This is a genomic window from Exiguobacterium sp. s80 (assembly GCF_018618725.1).
Classification (GTDB): Bacteria; Bacillota; Bacilli; order Exiguobacteriales; family Exiguobacteriaceae; genus Exiguobacterium_A; species Exiguobacterium_A oxidotolerans.
This window is the reverse complement of record NZ_JACSMP010000001.1, coordinates 274,104-289,447: the sequence shown is the minus strand read 5'-3', so window position 1 is coordinate 289,447 and position 15,344 is coordinate 274,104. Positions and strand designations below refer to the sequence as shown.

Sequence of the window (15,344 nt, the reverse complement as noted above, 5' to 3'; positions counted from 1 at the left end):
ACGATGTTCAAAAAACTTTTATCACAAATCGGAATCGGTGCCGCCACAGTCGATACACGACTCGACAGCGAACGCTGTGAGCCAGGCGGACAGATTCACGGAACCGTCCATATTAAAGGCGGCAATGTCGACCAAGAAATCGATCGGATTTATTTAGCGTTTAATACACAATATAAAGAAGAAGTCAGGGACAGCACGACATTTACGACGTTCACACTCGATCGTTTTTCGCTAAACGAAGCCGCCTTTACGATTGAAGCAGGTGTCGAACGCGAAATTCCGTTTACGCTTCAAGTACCATTCAATACGCCGCTCTCGGTCAGTCAATCGAAATCATGGATTGAAACGGGTCTCGATATCGCCCAGGCGGTCGATCCGTCAGACCGGGACGCCATCATCGTCCAAGCCAATGACCTCCAATCCGTTATCTTAGAAGCGATGGAAGAACTTGGCTTCCGACTCAAGAAAGCGGACACGGAAAAACTTCCCGGGCGTTACCGGAAGGATTTACCGATCGCCCAGGAACTCGAGTATTCGGCACGCAATACGTACTTCGCCCATAAACTCGATGAAGTCGAACTCATCATGCTCCAAGACCGTACCGGCATCGACATCGTCTTGCAAATCGACCGTCGTGCCCACGACTTAGGTTCGCTCTTCAGTGAGATGGCGGGTGCGGATGAGACGATGACGAAGCTATCCTTATCGAACCACGATTTGATGGACCGAAACGCCGTCAAACAACAATTAAACGATTTGATTGAACGGTACAGCTGATTTCCTTACCAGAATTTTCATCATGCCTGTAATCCACCAACAAAAAAACCTGAGCGATTGCCATGACTTTCTTTACGAAAGCTGAAAATTGCTCAGGTTTTGTGCAGTCTGCCGTCTGATCGCGCTGATCAACAGCGGCTAAAGCTGTACTTATCGTTTCGTTACTTTTGGTTGACGCGTAACTTGTGTAAAGAGACGTTCAAACGTTTCTTCCGTCCAGCCCATTTCCCAAAACATCAATTCGTAATAACAGCTTCTGACGAAATGGTGTTTCATCCGTTCCCGTTCTGCTTCAGTCGCTTGCGCCGCCAAAGCATCCAGCCGGTCGACCTGTTCAAAGACGACCCGTTCGAACCATTCCGAGCTGTATGTTGCAATCCACTGTTGATAAATCGGTGACGCCGGTGACTTCGTCAACAGTTGTTGTCCGACTTCATAATAAAGCCAGTAACACGGTAAAATCGCTGCAATCGTTTCCCCGAGTGTCCCCTCGCTCGCATGATGCATATGTGAGACATAGGCATACGCAGTCGGTGCCGGTTCGAACGCTGCTAAATCCGCTTCCGTAATAGCGAGCGGTTCAAAAAACGATTGATGGAGTGATAGCTCAGCCGCATAGGTCGATGTCGCATGTTCCGCGAGTTCCGCGATCGTCGCAAAATCCGTTGCCTTTGAGGCGGCCCGGGCTTGAATTTTTGCGAAATGTTTTAAGTAATACGCATCCTGCATGACATAATGTCGAAATTTTTCGAGCGGTAACGTCCCGTCACCAATGCCTGTGACGAATGGATGGGAAAAACTGCTGTCCCAATATGTTTTTGCGGCTTGCCGAATTTCTTGACTGAATTTCAACCTAATTCCCCCTTTTGTTGAATCAAAAAACGCCACACCCTACGAACAGGGCATGACGTGAAGAGACAACAAGAGAGATATTCACGCCACTTCCCTCCGTAAGTCCAAACTTAATCAGGTTCAAAGGGTCCGAACGTCTTCGTCGTCTCAGTCGGCCTACCGACTCCCCTAGTGGTCATTATTTAATTCCTCTTCACTATATCATTTTTTCAGTCACATGATCAGGATTTTAAATGAAATGTAGTATAGGATTAGGGACACGAGGTGGGCGGTTCATTCCGCCTCAAGACCGATTCCGTTCTGGGAGACGTCACTTACAATGAAATTAGCACCTGATACTACCTACTATACTCGGAGGATTTATACTATGAATAAAGCAACAAAAATCATGACCACGACGCTTTTAGCGACAAGTTTACTTCTACCGACTGCTGCTTCAGCAGAGCAAGTCGTCGATAAAACAATCATCACGCTTGGTGAATCGCTCGGGGCAAAGGATAAAGCCTGGGTACTCGCCCGATTGAATGCGCCGGAAGGCATTACGCCCGTCATCGCCACGGCAGCGGATGAAGAAAAATATTTAGGGAAAAACGTTCCCCAATCGCAACTCGGCGGCAATATGTACTCTTCCGCAAAAATCGAACTCGCTGAAAAAGGCGACGGTTTATCTGTCGCGACCGAAAACATTACCTGGGTAACAAAAGACATGTACTTGAACGCGCTCGTCACTGCAGGCGTAACGGACGCCGACATCACAATCACTTCCCCTTATAAAGTCACCGGGACCTCTGCTTTGACGGGGATCATGAAAGCATACGATCAAACGTCGGCTGAGACCGGCATTAAATTGACGGATGAACGAAAAGATTTAGCCCAACAAGAGTTATCGGTCACTTCCGATGTCGGAAAAACGGTCGGGACGGACAAAGTCGCCGAACTGATGAATGAAATCAAAGCAGAGATCGCCAAACAAAAGCCGGAAACCAAAGTCGATATCGAGAATGTCATCATCCAAGTCATTCAAAATAACAACATCCAGTTGTCGGACGCCCAAATGGAGCGGTTGACGTCATTGTTCAGTCAAATGGAGAAAGCTGACTTGAACTGGGGACAAATCGAGACCGGATTAAAGGGTGCCGGGCAAGATATCCACGCGTTCGCGACCTCCGAAGAAACGAAAGGATTTTTTGCAAAACTGTTTGACGGCTTAAGTAAGTTCTTTAACTCGATTTCCGGACTGTTCAAGTAACTGAAAACGATTTCATTTTCAGTTCAAAACATGGTAAACTAACTTTATCGAAACGAAAAGGTGGTGTAAAAGATGGGTTTTGCTGCGTGTAAGCAATGGTTGATGGAACAACTTTATCTGTTGCGCGCGATTTTTCATGAAATGGCGTTCTAAAGGACGAGTCTGCCCTTTTCTTAGGAACATCCATCTGAAAAATAAAGCAAAGCGCACCTTTTACGGTAAACGGAGAGCGCTATTTGCGTTCTCCGTTTTTTGATGCGCATGAAAGGAAGTTACTGATCATGATTTGCGACATCCAACACCTGACAAAACAATTTGGGGGAGCATCCGTCTTAACCGATGTCTCGCTCTATCTTAAACAAGCTGACCGCATCGGATTGATCGGTCGAAACGGAACCGGAAAAACCACGTTACTGCGTTTAATCGCGCAACTCGAAACAGCGGACAGCGGAACCCTTTATCTCAAAAAAGGACTTTCCATCGGTTATTTGGCTCAAATTCCACAGTTCGCAGAAGAATTGACGGGCCTTGATGTTCTCTGGACCGCATTTGCCCAAATCGTCGCCTTACGGACGACGATGCATCAGCTTGAACAACAAATGGCAAGTGCTGACCACCTGGACGATGTGCTAAATGCGTATACGCGTGTGACCGAACAATTCGAACAACAGGACGGTTACCTGCTCGACTCGAAAATCCAGCGCATGATTAACGGACTCCACCTCGATGCCTTGCTGACACGTCCCTTTTCTCAATTAAGTGGTGGCGAACAAACGAAAATCTGCCTCGGCCGGATGCTGCTGGTGGAACCAGACTTGTTGATTCTCGACGAACCGACGAATCACCTCGATCTCGCAGCAATCGAATGGCTCGAACAATTTTTAAACAGTTATCCGGGCGCTGTCATCATCGTCTCGCATGATCGCGTGTTTCTTGACGCAAGTGTCAACTTGATCGCTGAACTTGAAGATGGTGAACTGACAATCTACCCAGGAAATTATTCGGCGTACACGGTCGCGAAAGAACGCCTGCTCCTCGAACAATTCCACGCCTACACGGAACAACAAAAGAAAATCAAACAGATGAAGGATGCGATTCGGCGCTTGCGCCAGTGGGCAAATGAAGCCTCTCCGCCAAGCGAAAAACTGTTCCGAAAAGCAAAAGCCATGGAACGGGCACTCGAACGGATTGAGCGACTCAAACGGCCGCTCCTGGAAAAAGCGGTGCCTGACATCCGCTTTTCGTCGCAAGGGCAACTCAGTCAAATCGTTTACCGTCTTGAGGATGTCACGCTTTCCGTCGCCGGCCGGAAGTTGTTCGCGTCGCTCGATTTCGAAGCCGCGGCACGTGACCGGATTGGAATCGTCGGTGCGAACGGAAGTGGGAAAACGACGTTATTACGTGTCTTACTTGGACAACTCCAGCCGACGAACGGACGTGTCACGCGTGGTCCGTCAAATCAGGTCGGATTTTTATCGCAACACGTCGATATGCCGGGTGAAGAGCGACTGATCGATTACTTCCGCTCACACGTTTCGGCGGACGAAGGAACAGCTCGCTCCCTGTTGGCCCGTTTCCTCTTTTTCGGTCCACGTGTCTTCTTACCGATTACTGCGTTAAGCGGCGGGGAAAAGATGCGCTTGATGCTCGCGATTCTTGTCCATTCGCCGCTTAATGTCCTGATTCTTGACGAACCGACGAATCACCTCGACATTGAATCCCGCGAGGCGCTTGAAGAAGCACTCGAGCACTTTGACGGAACGCTGATTGCCGTATCGCACGACCGTTATTTCTTGAACCGACTCTTCTCGAAAACCTATTGGCTAGATGACACGACAGAAATCTTTCACGGTTCTTACCAATATGCTGCCGAAAAACGACATGCCCGGTCAATCGTCGAATCAGCGGCACCCACGCCCCGCGCTACCCGGACGCCGGTAGCCGGGAAACATCCGGCTTTAAATGCAGGCGAACTCGAACAGCAGATTCAACAGCTAGAGGATGAGGTGGCTTTACTCGATACATCACTCGCGGCGACACATGATTATGAAGTCCTCACGACATTATTCTCAGAACGAGAACAGCTCGTTAGTCAAATTGATGACTTCTATGAAAAATTGTTGGCAGTCGATCACTAATCAAAAAACGCATCATTTCACCACCGCTGCTTCATTAAGTGCGGTGGTTTTTTAAATTAAAAATGCTTTGATGACGATCTGTTTTTCTGAACCCGAAAAAATATATTTTAAATATTTTAAAAGAAAGTTTCGAAAAAAAGCTTGCAAGTTGTCTGAAAATTCGTATAATTCAACTTATAGCTATTATCAGTTTTTAGCAAAAACACTTTGGGAGGAACTATCACATGGATGCATTTCAACAAGCTGTACAATCGGGCGTCGATTTCGCCAACAACATCTTATGGTCTTATATCTTAATCGCCGCTTTAATCGGAGTCGGCATCTACTTCACCATTAAAACGAAGTTCATCCAATTCCGTTACTTGAAAGAGATGTTCCGTGTCACACTCGATAAAAATGAAAAGACAACAGATGATGAAGGTCAGAGTATTACATCCCTTCAATCATTCTTCATCGGTGCCGCGACTCGAATCGGTACAGGGAATTTGGCCGGTGTTACGATCGCTGTTACACTTGGTGGACCCGGAGCGGTCTTCTGGATGTGGATGGTCGCCCTCCTTGGTGGAGCAACAGCCCTTATTGAAAGTACGCTTGCTCAAGTGTATAAAGTACGTGATACAGGCAATAACGCTTACCGCGGTGGTCCTGCTTACTACATCGCAAAAGGATTGAACAACCGCGTCCTCGGAATCATTTTTGCAATCTTAATCGCCGTCACATTTGGTCTTATTTTTAACTCGGTTCAATCGAACACGATTGCCGCTGCTTTTGACAACGCCTTTGGAATCGACAAAATGATCGTCGGTGGGATCTTAGTCGTTCTTACAGGTCTCGTCATCTTCGGTGGTGTCCACCGTGTCGCGAAAGTTTCAGCAATCGTTGTACCAATCATGGCGTCACTCTACTTGATTGCTGCCATCTTTGTTGTCATCACGAACATCACTGAACTTCCAGGGGTTTTCGCAATGATCTTTAAGAGTGCATTCGGTATCGACCAGGCTGTTGGTGGATCTGTCGGTGCTGCAATCTCGCTCGGTGTTAAACGTGGTCTCTTCTCGAACGAAGCCGGTATGGGTTCTGCTCCGAACGCTGCTGCTGCCGCTGAAGTTTCTCACCCAGCAAAACAAGGATTCTTACAAACACTTGGTGTTTTCCTTGATACGTTGATCGTCTGTACAGCAACAGCGACAATCATCTTACTCAGTGACAGCTACGCTGCCGGTAATGGTGAAGGTATCGCCATGTTACAAAATGCGCTTTCTGAGCAACTCGGTGCCGTCGCACCAGCCTTTATCGCAATCAGTGTCTTCTTGTTCGCTTTCAGTTCAATTGTCGGTAGCTACTACTACGGTGAAACGAACATTGAATTCATCAAGAAAAGTAAATCAACTGTCTTTGGCTTCCGAATTGCTACGATGGCATTCGTCTTCATCGGATCGCTCCTCAGCCTCGGAATGGTTTGGAGTTTCGCCGACCTCTTCATGGCCGGTATGACATTAATCAACTTAACAGCCATCTCGCTCTTAGGTGGAGTCGCAATCAAAGTCATCAATGACTACCAAAACCAACGTAAGCAAGGTCTTGATCCTGTCTTCTCTGCTAAAGCATTAGGTATCGAAAATACCGAATGTTGGGACGATGAAGAAGAAGCGCGTCCAGCTGCTGGTGAAGCACCACCTGTCGCACGACGGTAAACATTTCTTTTCTACTAAAAACCTTGGAGGCGCGTTTAATCGCCTCCAAGGTTTTTTTGCTGCGCTAGGATTATCTTGGTCGTGAGTTGGGAAAATAGGAACAGAGAGTCACTAAGGAGGAATTGAATGTGTCGAAGGCCATGTTAATTATTAATCCCTCATCCGGGAAAGAATTAGGTAAAAAATACGCAGAATTTGCAGAAGGTACACTCGCTCAGCGCTTTGCAACGGTCGATGTCCGGTTCACTGAAAAAGAACTCGACGCAACAGAATTTGCACGTACTGCTTCGACTGAGCAGTATGACGCCGTCATCGCAATGGGCGGTGACGGAACGGTCAATGAAGTCATCACGGGAATCGCAGAACAAGACCACCGTCCGACGCTCGGCATCGTTCCACTCGGGACGGTCAACGATTTAGCACGTGCGCTCCATATTTCGACGGATGCCCGCGACGCGATCAACGTTCTCGAAGATGCTCCGATTCGTCCTTTTGACATCGGTAAGTATGGATCACACTATTTCATGAACGTGATTGCGATTGGGCTGATTGCCGATGCCGTCGAAGAAGTGAGTGTCGAACAGAAGACATCACTCGGTTCTATCGCATATTTCATTGAAGGATTAAAAGCCTTCAAGGATCATAGTCCCTACCCGCTCCAGTTAACAGCCAGAGAAAAATCTTTCGACGGCGAAACACCGTTACTTATCGTTTCGTTGACGAATTCCGTCGGCGGTTTCGAATCATTTGCGCAAGAGGCGCGTGTCGATGACGGATTACTTCATGTTTTTCTTGTAAAACAACTTGGTATTTTAGACGCCTTACAAGCGCTACCTAAACTATTGAAAGGTGATTTATCTGAAGCAGATCAAGTCGAGTACTTTACAACGAAGGAAGTCAAAATCGAATCTTCGGAAACACTTCCGATTAATGCTGATGGCGATACGGCAGGCAAACTTCCGATTACGGTCCAAGTTCTTGGTCAGCACTTAAACGTCATCGCTCCCACGTCCTAAGTACTATCCTTTATGAATATAAGCCCACCAAGCTGCATAGAATCGGTGGGCTTTTTAGCATGGACAAAATAAACCAAAAATGACCATTACAATATATGTTATAGAGTGATAACTTTGAAACAAAACTGAAATATTTCCCCTTTATTTCCGATGCTATAATCATTCTATCAAGAAAACATTTTCTACCTTAACTACATAGAACCTTCACCTTACAATATTGAAAGACTTAGTTTTACTGACGTCCGTCGCCTTTTCCCAATTAGGAGGAACTCACATATGAAGCGTATGTTAACAACAATGACAATGACAGCACTAATGGTTTCAGGCTTCGCTACGACAGGCATCGAAAAAGTCGAAGCAGCAACTACATATAAAGTAAAAGTAATGGCTGACGGTCTCCGTGTTCGAACGGGTCCTTCGACTGCCTATAAAGCAGTCGGAACCGTCAATAAAGGAAAAACATACAAGTACCTCGGCGTATCCGGATCATGGACGAAAATTTCATACTCAGGTTCTTCCCGTTATGTCGCTTCCAAGTATGTCAAAAAGTATAAAGTCACAACAACGACGGCAACAAAAGCATCGAGTGGCTTTTCGCGACCGACAAGTGGTCCAATCACACAAGGATACGGTGCAGCGAGCGGCGTTTACGGTTATACGTTCCATAACGGAATCGATATCGGCGCTGCAACAGGAACGCCCGTCTATGCTTCTGCTGCCGGTAAAGTCATCACGTCCCGTAATTACGGTGCTTATGGCAATTACGTTATGATGACGCACACAATCAATGGACTTGCTTACACGACGGTCTACGCTCACTTGAACAGTCGCTCGGTATATGCCGGTCAAACGATTGCAAAAGGAGCAAAAATCGGGACGGTCGGTGCAACCGGAAACGCCTTCGGCGCCCATCTTCACTTTGAACTACACCGTGGTTCATACGTCTACAGTGCGTCATCTGCTGCAAGCAGTATCAATCCATTAAACTACTTCAATTAACTCAACCACCACTGACTTAAATTCGTCAGTGGTTTTTTTGTGCCTTACGTTTCTCGTGCGTCAAGGGTGTCTTAGGTGAAAGTTAGACAAAACAATGGTACGGTGATTAAATAAATGCTTTTAAGGAGGGATTCACCTTGAAATCACGCTCACTTTTGTTTGCCGCAACAAGTGCTGCGAGCATCGGAATTCTTGTCGGCTGTCAAGATCAGCCGACAGCCGAAGAACGACTCGCTTCCTATTCAAAGCTTTGGGAAAAACAAGACTATGACAAGATGTATGCCGATTATGTCAGTCAAACGACACAAAAAGAGTACGGAGAAAGTCAGTTCATCGAACGAACGAAAAAATTGAACGATACGCTTGAAATCAAAAATATTTCCATTACACCGGGAAAAGCACCCGACACAGATGATGAGAAGAAACAACTATTGCCTGTCACCGTCAAATTCGATACGGTCGCGGGACCTGTATCGTTCAAGAAAGAGGTCCCGCTCGTCTACGAGACAAACAAAGACACAGACAATTGGTACGTCGACTGGGATCCTTCCTTCCTGTTCGAAGACTTTGAACAAGCGGATCAAATCAAATTGAACACGCTTACCGCAAAACGCGGTGATTTAATTGACCGGAATGAAAAACCGCTCGCGACGACCGGTCAAGGCTTTGAAGTCGGTGTGACAGCTGGCCAGCTGGATGACACGACCAAAAAGAAAGTCGCTTCTCTCCTCGACCGGTCGACGAATTCGATTGACGACGCCCTATCGGCATCTTGGGTCAAGGACGGTCAGTTCGTTCCGTTAAAAACATTTGATCCGTCTGACGAAGCAACCGTTAAGCGCTTGACGGCACTTAAAGGGGTCAGCGCCAAGGAAACAGAAGTGCGGACTTACCCATACGGTGAAGCGACGTCCCACTTAATCGGCTATGTTGGATCGGCGACCGCTGAAGACGTCGAACAATCGAACAATAAAATCCAAGCTGGTGAACAGGTTGGTAAACGCGGACTTGAACAGGTTTTCGATGATGAACTTCGCGGCCAGTCCGGAACGAGCATCGAAATCGTGAAGTCGGACCAGGACGAACCGGTAACCGTCGCCGAGACGAAGGTCAAAGACGGGAAAGACATTACGCTGACGATCGATGGTGCGCTCCAACAATCGACGTACGAGACGATGAACGGTGAACCGGGTGTCGCAACTGCACTTGATCCAAGGACCGGTGAAACACGGACCCTCGTCAGCTCCCCCGGTTTTGATCCGAGTGAGTTCACACTCGGCATCTCGCAAGACCGACTCGACACATTGACGAATGATTCAGATCAACCGTTACTCAATCGTTTTACGAGTGCCTTTGCACCCGGATCGACACAAAAACCGTTGACGGCTTCCATCGGTCTAAACGCCGGAAAGTTAAATCCCGATAAAGCCTATTCGATTGACGGCTTAAAGTGGAAAAAGGATGGCTTCAATGTCACCCGGATCCACGAGACACCGGACCCTGTCGATTTACACAATGCGCTAGTCTACTCGGATAATATTTATTTCGCTCAGTCGACACTTGAAGTAGGTGCTGATACCTTTACGAATGGACTGGAGGCACTCGGCTACGGTGAAAAAATTCCGTTCGCCTATCCGATGCGGGCTTCACAGATTTCAAACGACGGGACCATTTCATCTGACGGTCAATTAATGGATACATCGTACGGACAAGGTCAGATGTTGACGAACATCGTCCACCTCGCTTCGATGTACGAAATCTTTTTGACAGACGGAATCATCTATCAGCCAACGTTACGGGCGGATGAAAAAACAAAACAGATCTGGAAACAGGATTTAATCTCAAAAGACGATGCCTCGATGATCCGGAAAGACTTGTATGATGTCGTCCATGCCGGATATGACTTACCTGCCGACATACAGGAAGTCGCCGTTGCCGGTAAGACGGGAACGGCTGAACTTAAGCAAGCTGGAGAAACAAAGGGGAAGGAAAATGGCTTTTTCGTTGGTTATGATAATGATGACCCGACGCTACTCGTCGCGATGATGATTGAATCGGTCGAACAGGAAGACCGGGGCAGTCCGTATGTTTCCGGTCTCGTCGCCGAAGTCTTGAAAGAGGCCAAGTAAAGCGATTGGTCAAGGGTGCGATTTCAGCTGATGTTTGCTGCAGGGTCGCCCGTCACCGCTTTTTATGAAGAAACGTAAAATGGCCGATGATTCCGTAAAAAGTGGAATCATCGGCCATTTGATTGATGTCGGTCTGACGGATGCGTCAGATCTTTTTTAGTTAGACGTGAAGATCGGGTAACCGGGCTGCCATCAATTGCTCAATCGCTGATGTATCTTCTTGTTGTAACAACTCAACGATTTTACTACCGACGATGACACCTGCGACCGAAGCCCCTAACTGTTTGACGTGTGCCGGCGTACTGATTCCAAACCCGGCGAGGACCGGAACAGGACTCAGTTCCGCGACATTTGCAAGATGCGCTTCGAGCGACTCGCCGAACGTCGTCTGCCCTCCTGTCGTCCCGTTGACGGTGACGGCATAGAGGAACCCTTCACTTTGATTCGCGATTTTTTGAATCCGTTCGATCGGACTCGTCAGTGAAACGAGTTGGACGAGGGCGATGTCTTGTTTGTCATGCTTCGCAAAAAACTGCGCACTCTGTTCGAGTGGTAAGTCCGGAATGATTAAGCCATCGACCCCGACTTCACGACAGGTCGCAAGAAAGGCATCGATGCCAAAGCGGAAAATCGGATTCAAGTAGGTCATGACGACGATCGGGACCGTCGTTTCTTGACGGGCGACCCGAATCGCCTCGAGGACGTCGTGTAAGCTGACTTCGTGTGCAAGCGCGCGAAGACCGGCTTCTTGAATGACCGGACCGTCCGCAACAGGGTCCGAGAACGGGACACCGACTTCGATTGCTGTGGCCCCACTCCGTTCGAGGAATGCCAAAATGTCCGGCAGACGGTCGATTCCGCCGTCACCTCCCATGACATACGGGATAAACGCTTTTTCACCGCGGTCATTGACTGTTCGGATTGCTTGTTCTAATCGCATCACGCTTCCCCCTTTAAGGCCGATCTGACCGTCATGACATCTTTATCACCGCGACCGGATAAACAGATGACGAGAATCTCGTCTTCCGACATGTCTTTCGCAAGCTTCGTCGCATAGGCGACGGCATGTGCTGTTTCGAGCGCCGGAATGATGCCTTCTTTTTGGCATAACAACTGGAGCGCATCGAGTGCTTCTTGATCGGTGACGGCTTCATACTGGACACGACCGATGTCTTTTAAGAGACTATGTTCCGGTCCGACGCCTGGATAATCGAGCCCGGCTGAAATCGAATGGGCTTCCGTGACTTGACCGTGTGCATCCTGTAGCAAGTACATCATCGACCCGTGTAAGACACCGACTTCACCTTTCGTCATCGTCGCTGCGTGTTTGTCCGTCTCAATTCCGTCTCCTGCTGCTTCAATTCCGTACAGCGCAACCGTTTCATCATCGATGAACGGATGGAACATACCAATCGCGTTACTCCCGCCACCGACACAAGCGACGATCGCGTCCGGCAAGACACCCTCTTTTTCAAGGATTTGCGCCCGCGTCTCTTTCCCGATGACGGATTGGAAATCACGGACGAGCTCCGGGAACGGATGCGGTCCGAGAACCGATCCCATCAAATAGTGTGTATCCTCAACATGTTTGACCCAGTAACGTAACGCTTCATTGACGGCATCCTTCAGGGTCCGACTGCCCTGTGTGACCGGGATGACCTTCGCCCCAAGCAGTTCCATCCGGAAGACGTTCAATTCTTGACGCCGGACATCCTCTTCCCCCATGAAGATGACACATTCTAAATCAAGTAAGGCACAGACGGTCGCCGTCGCAACACCGTGTTGTCCGGCACCGGTCTCGGCGACGATTTTCCGTTTCCCCATCCGCTCTGCGAGTAGAGCTTGTCCAATCGTATTATTGATTTTATGAGCGCCCGTATGGTTCAGGTCTTCCCGTTTCAAGTAAATCTTTGCGCCACCGATTTCCCGCGTCAAGTGTTCCGCGAAGTAGAGTGGCGTCTCACGCCCGACGTAATTTTTTAAGAGATCGTTCATCCGTTCATAAAACGCCGGGTCCTCTTTGACTTCGGCATAGGCCTGTTCCAGTTCAAGGACGGCTTGCATCAATGTTTCCGGAATGTAGCGTCCACCATAAACTCCATATTGACCAAGTGCATCTGGTTGTGAATAACCCATCGTGCTCATCTCCCCTTTACGGCATGTGCGAATGCCAGCATTTTTTGTTGATCTTTTTGAAACTCCGTTTCGATTCCGCTCGAGACATCCACTGCAAACGGTTGATAGCGCGCGATCGCTGCTGCGACGTTCGATGGTGTCAAACCACCTGCGACGAACATCGGTCGTGTACTTGTTAAATCCGTCGACCAATCGAACGGTTGTCCGCTTCCAGCTTGGGGCGCGTCATAGAGAATGTAATCCGCTTCCGTATCGATTGAAGTGGCGCCCGCGACGAGTGCCTGAATGATCGGAACTTTCGTTTGTGTACGAATCGCTTCGTCCACCATACCGTGAATTTGAATCAAATCCAGTCCAACCGTTTCAATCGCCGCTTCGACTTCTTGTAAGGTCGGCGAGACGAACACACCGACGACTTGGACCGTTGCCGGAACCAATTGCCGCAATTTAGCTGCTTGTTCGAGCGTGACCTGACGTTTACTCGGCGCGAACACGAAACCGATGTAGTCGGCGAGTCGGCTCGCGACCACCACATCATCGGCGCGCCGTAACCCGCAAAATTTAATGCGTGTCATAGACCGGTCCGTTGACTGCTTGGATGAAGGCGGTGGGATCCTCTGCGCGCATCAGCGTTTCACCGACTAAAATGCCGTCTGCCCCGTCCTGATGGAGCTGACGTGCCTGCTCGACCGTCTGAATCCCGCTTTCACTGATATACCGGACGCCCGGGCGCTTCGTCTGCAACAGCCGTGTCGATGTCGCTAAGTCGACGGCGAACTTTTTTAAGTTTCGGTTGTTGATGCCGATGATGCGTGCATCGAGCTGTTCTGCTTGCTTCAGTTCCGCTTCATCATGGACTTCTACTAAAACTTCGAGACCGTTTGCGTAGGCATAGTGATACAAGTCTTCCAGTGTCGCTTCGTCAAGTGCCGCGACGATCAACAGGATCAAGCTCGCTCCATGCGCTTTCGCAAGGTCGATTTGAATCCGGTCAATCATAAAATCTTTACACAGGATGGGCACATCGACTGCATTTGCGACTGCCTCAAGGTCTGCCATGCTCCCTTTGAAATACGTCGTATCCGTCAAAACCGAGATGACCGTTGCCCCGCTTGCTGCATACCGTTTTGCTTGAGCGACAGGGTCGACGTCGAGCGAGATGTCGCCTTTTGAAGGAGATGCCCGTTTAATTTCCGCGATGACCGACAAGTCGTCTTGGCCGAGTCGTTCGTGAATCGAACGGCGTAACGGTGACCGTTCGATTTGCTTGACTCCCGACACCTTGAGTTCAGCTACTTCACGTTTTTTCGTTTCAATGATGCGGTCTAAAATATTCATCCGATTGCCTCCTGTCGTTTCGTCTGTTGCAATTGTCGCAGTTTTTCTCGTGCTTGTCCGGAATCGATACTGACGATCGCACAATCGATTCCTTCCCGAATCGTTTTGACCCGTCCTTCCGCGAACAGGGCGATGCCGGCGTTGAGTAAGACCGTATCCCGGTAGGGTCCCGCTTCCCCGTCAAGGACACGTAGTAAGATGTCGGCATTTTCTTGTGCCGACCCGCCACGGATTGCTTCGAGTGGGGCGACGGTCAATCCGACTTCTTCCGGGTGAAGACTGAAGCGAATCAGTTCTCCGTCGTCGAGTAACACAAGTTGGTTCGTTCCGGCGAGAGACGCTTCATCCATTCCATTCGCTCCGTGTAAGACGATTGCCCGTTTGCGTCCGAGACGGTGTAACGTCAACGCCATCGTCTCGAGTAAATCTTCCCGGTAAATCCCGAGCAATTGTGTTTTTAAAGAGACCGGGTTCGTTAACGGACCAATCAAGTTGAAGATCGTCGGGATCCGTAAATCGCTCCGGACCTTCATGATTTGTTTGACACGCGGGTGCATCCGCTGAGCGAATAAGAACGCAATCCCGTTTTCTTCGAGTCGGTTTGCGAGTTGCTCGGGTGTTTCATCCAGTTTAACACCTAATGCCTCGAGGACATCGGCACTGCCCGTTTTACTCGAGATACTCCGGTTACCGTGCTTGGCGACTTTCGAGCCTGCACCTGCGAGAACGAAGGCGGCTGTCGTACTGATGTTGAATGACTGTGAGCCATCGCCACCCGTCCCACAGTTGTCGATGAAGTCCGTTCCTGTGACGGGAATGTCGAGTGCGACTTCCCGCATGATCGAGGCGAGTCCCGCCAGTTCATCCGCTGTTTCGCCTTTTGCTTTTAAGGCGACGAGGAAGGCGGCGATTTCGCTGTCCGTCACGTTCGGTTCAAACAGTTGTCGTGCTGCTTGTTGCATCTCTTCGTATCGTAAATGCTTCGCAGCTGCTAGTTTCGTTAATATCTCTTTCAT

13 protein-coding genes and 1 riboswitch are annotated in these 15,344 nt (G+C 48.9%); of the genes, 7 read left to right on the top strand and 6 right to left on the bottom strand.

Translation table 11 applies throughout. The features are described from left to right. The first annotated feature begins 3 nt into the window (after positions 1–3). Positions 4–777: a sporulation protein gene (locus KNP94_RS01480; protein WP_088836638.1), complete on the top strand. Its 774-nt coding sequence runs from the start codon at positions 4–6 to the stop codon at positions 775–777. Between the two features lie 150 nt (positions 778–927). Here the strand turns inward: KNP94_RS01480 and tenA are convergent, their stop codons facing one another. Further along, positions 928–1,629 (bottom strand): thiaminase II, encoded by a 702-nt coding sequence (gene tenA, locus KNP94_RS01475; protein ID WP_088836637.1) that lies wholly within the window; start codon positions 1,627–1,629, stop codon positions 928–930. A gap of 74 nt (positions 1,630–1,703) precedes the next feature. Next, a riboswitch (TPP riboswitch) is annotated at positions 1,704–1,809 on the bottom strand. Positions 1,810–1,996: 187 nt separating this feature from the next. Here tenA and KNP94_RS01470 point away from each other — a divergent pair. The 6 genes from KNP94_RS01470 (at position 1,997) to KNP94_RS01445 (ending at position 10,854) form a co-directional block, all read left to right on the top strand. Then, positions 1,997–2,878, top strand: coding sequence for a DUF1002 domain-containing protein (locus KNP94_RS01470; protein WP_088836636.1), 882 nt, complete (start codon positions 1,997–1,999; stop codon positions 2,876–2,878). Between the two features lie 281 nt (positions 2,879–3,159). Then, positions 3,160–5,016: a ribosomal protection-like ABC-F family protein gene (abc-f, locus tag KNP94_RS01465; protein ID WP_251132539.1), complete on the top strand. Its 1,857-nt coding sequence runs from the start codon at positions 3,160–3,162 to the stop codon at positions 5,014–5,016. Positions 5,017–5,240: 224 nt separating this feature from the next. Next, complete coding sequence (locus tag KNP94_RS01460) at positions 5,241–6,710, top strand: alanine/glycine:cation symporter family protein (RefSeq protein ID WP_029333096.1); 1,470 nt, start codon at positions 5,241–5,243, stop codon at positions 6,708–6,710. Positions 6,711–6,838: 128 nt separating this feature from the next. Continuing rightward, complete coding sequence (locus KNP94_RS01455; RefSeq protein WP_215115103.1) at positions 6,839–7,726, top strand: diacylglycerol/lipid kinase family protein; 888 nt, start codon at positions 6,839–6,841, stop codon at positions 7,724–7,726. 276 nt (positions 7,727–8,002) lie between these two features. After that, positions 8,003–8,725, top strand: a complete 723-nt coding sequence (locus KNP94_RS01450) for a M23 family metallopeptidase (RefSeq protein ID WP_088836634.1) — start codon at positions 8,003–8,005, stop codon at positions 8,723–8,725. A gap of 137 nt (positions 8,726–8,862) precedes the next feature. Beyond that, a complete protein-coding gene (locus KNP94_RS01445; RefSeq protein WP_215115102.1) occupies positions 8,863–10,854 on the top strand; it encodes a penicillin-binding transpeptidase domain-containing protein in 1,992 nt (663 codons plus the stop codon). A gap of 160 nt (positions 10,855–11,014) precedes the next feature. On the opposite strand, the gene trpA is transcribed toward KNP94_RS01445, so the two are convergent. Genes trpA through trpD form a run of 5 tightly spaced genes read right to left on the bottom strand, consistent with a single transcriptional unit; the run spans position 11,015 to position 15,344 of the window. Further along, positions 11,015–11,794: a tryptophan synthase subunit alpha gene (trpA, locus tag KNP94_RS01440; protein ID WP_088836632.1), complete on the bottom strand. Its 780-nt coding sequence runs from the start codon at positions 11,792–11,794 to the stop codon at positions 11,015–11,017. After that, positions 11,794–12,990: a tryptophan synthase subunit beta gene (gene trpB / locus KNP94_RS01435; protein WP_088836631.1), complete on the bottom strand. Its 1,197-nt coding sequence runs from the start codon at positions 12,988–12,990 to the stop codon at positions 11,794–11,796. The genes trpA and trpB overlap by 1 nt, the downstream gene beginning before the upstream one ends. Positions 12,991–12,995: 5 nt before the next feature. Then, on the bottom strand, positions 12,996–13,565 hold the full coding sequence (locus tag KNP94_RS01430; protein ID WP_088836630.1) for a phosphoribosylanthranilate isomerase: 570 nt from the start codon (positions 13,563–13,565) through the stop codon (positions 12,996–12,998). After that, entirely contained in the window at positions 13,552–14,328 is a 777-nt protein-coding gene (trpC, locus tag KNP94_RS01425; protein WP_215115101.1) for an indole-3-glycerol phosphate synthase TrpC, read from the bottom strand. Before trpC ends, KNP94_RS01430 begins: the two co-directional genes overlap by 14 nt. Beyond that, the gene (trpD, locus tag KNP94_RS01420) at positions 14,325–15,344 is read right to left on the bottom strand and encodes an anthranilate phosphoribosyltransferase (RefSeq protein ID WP_088836628.1); all 1,020 of its coding nucleotides are present in this window, start codon (positions 15,342–15,344) and stop codon (positions 14,325–14,327) included. Before trpD ends, trpC begins: the two co-directional genes overlap by 4 nt.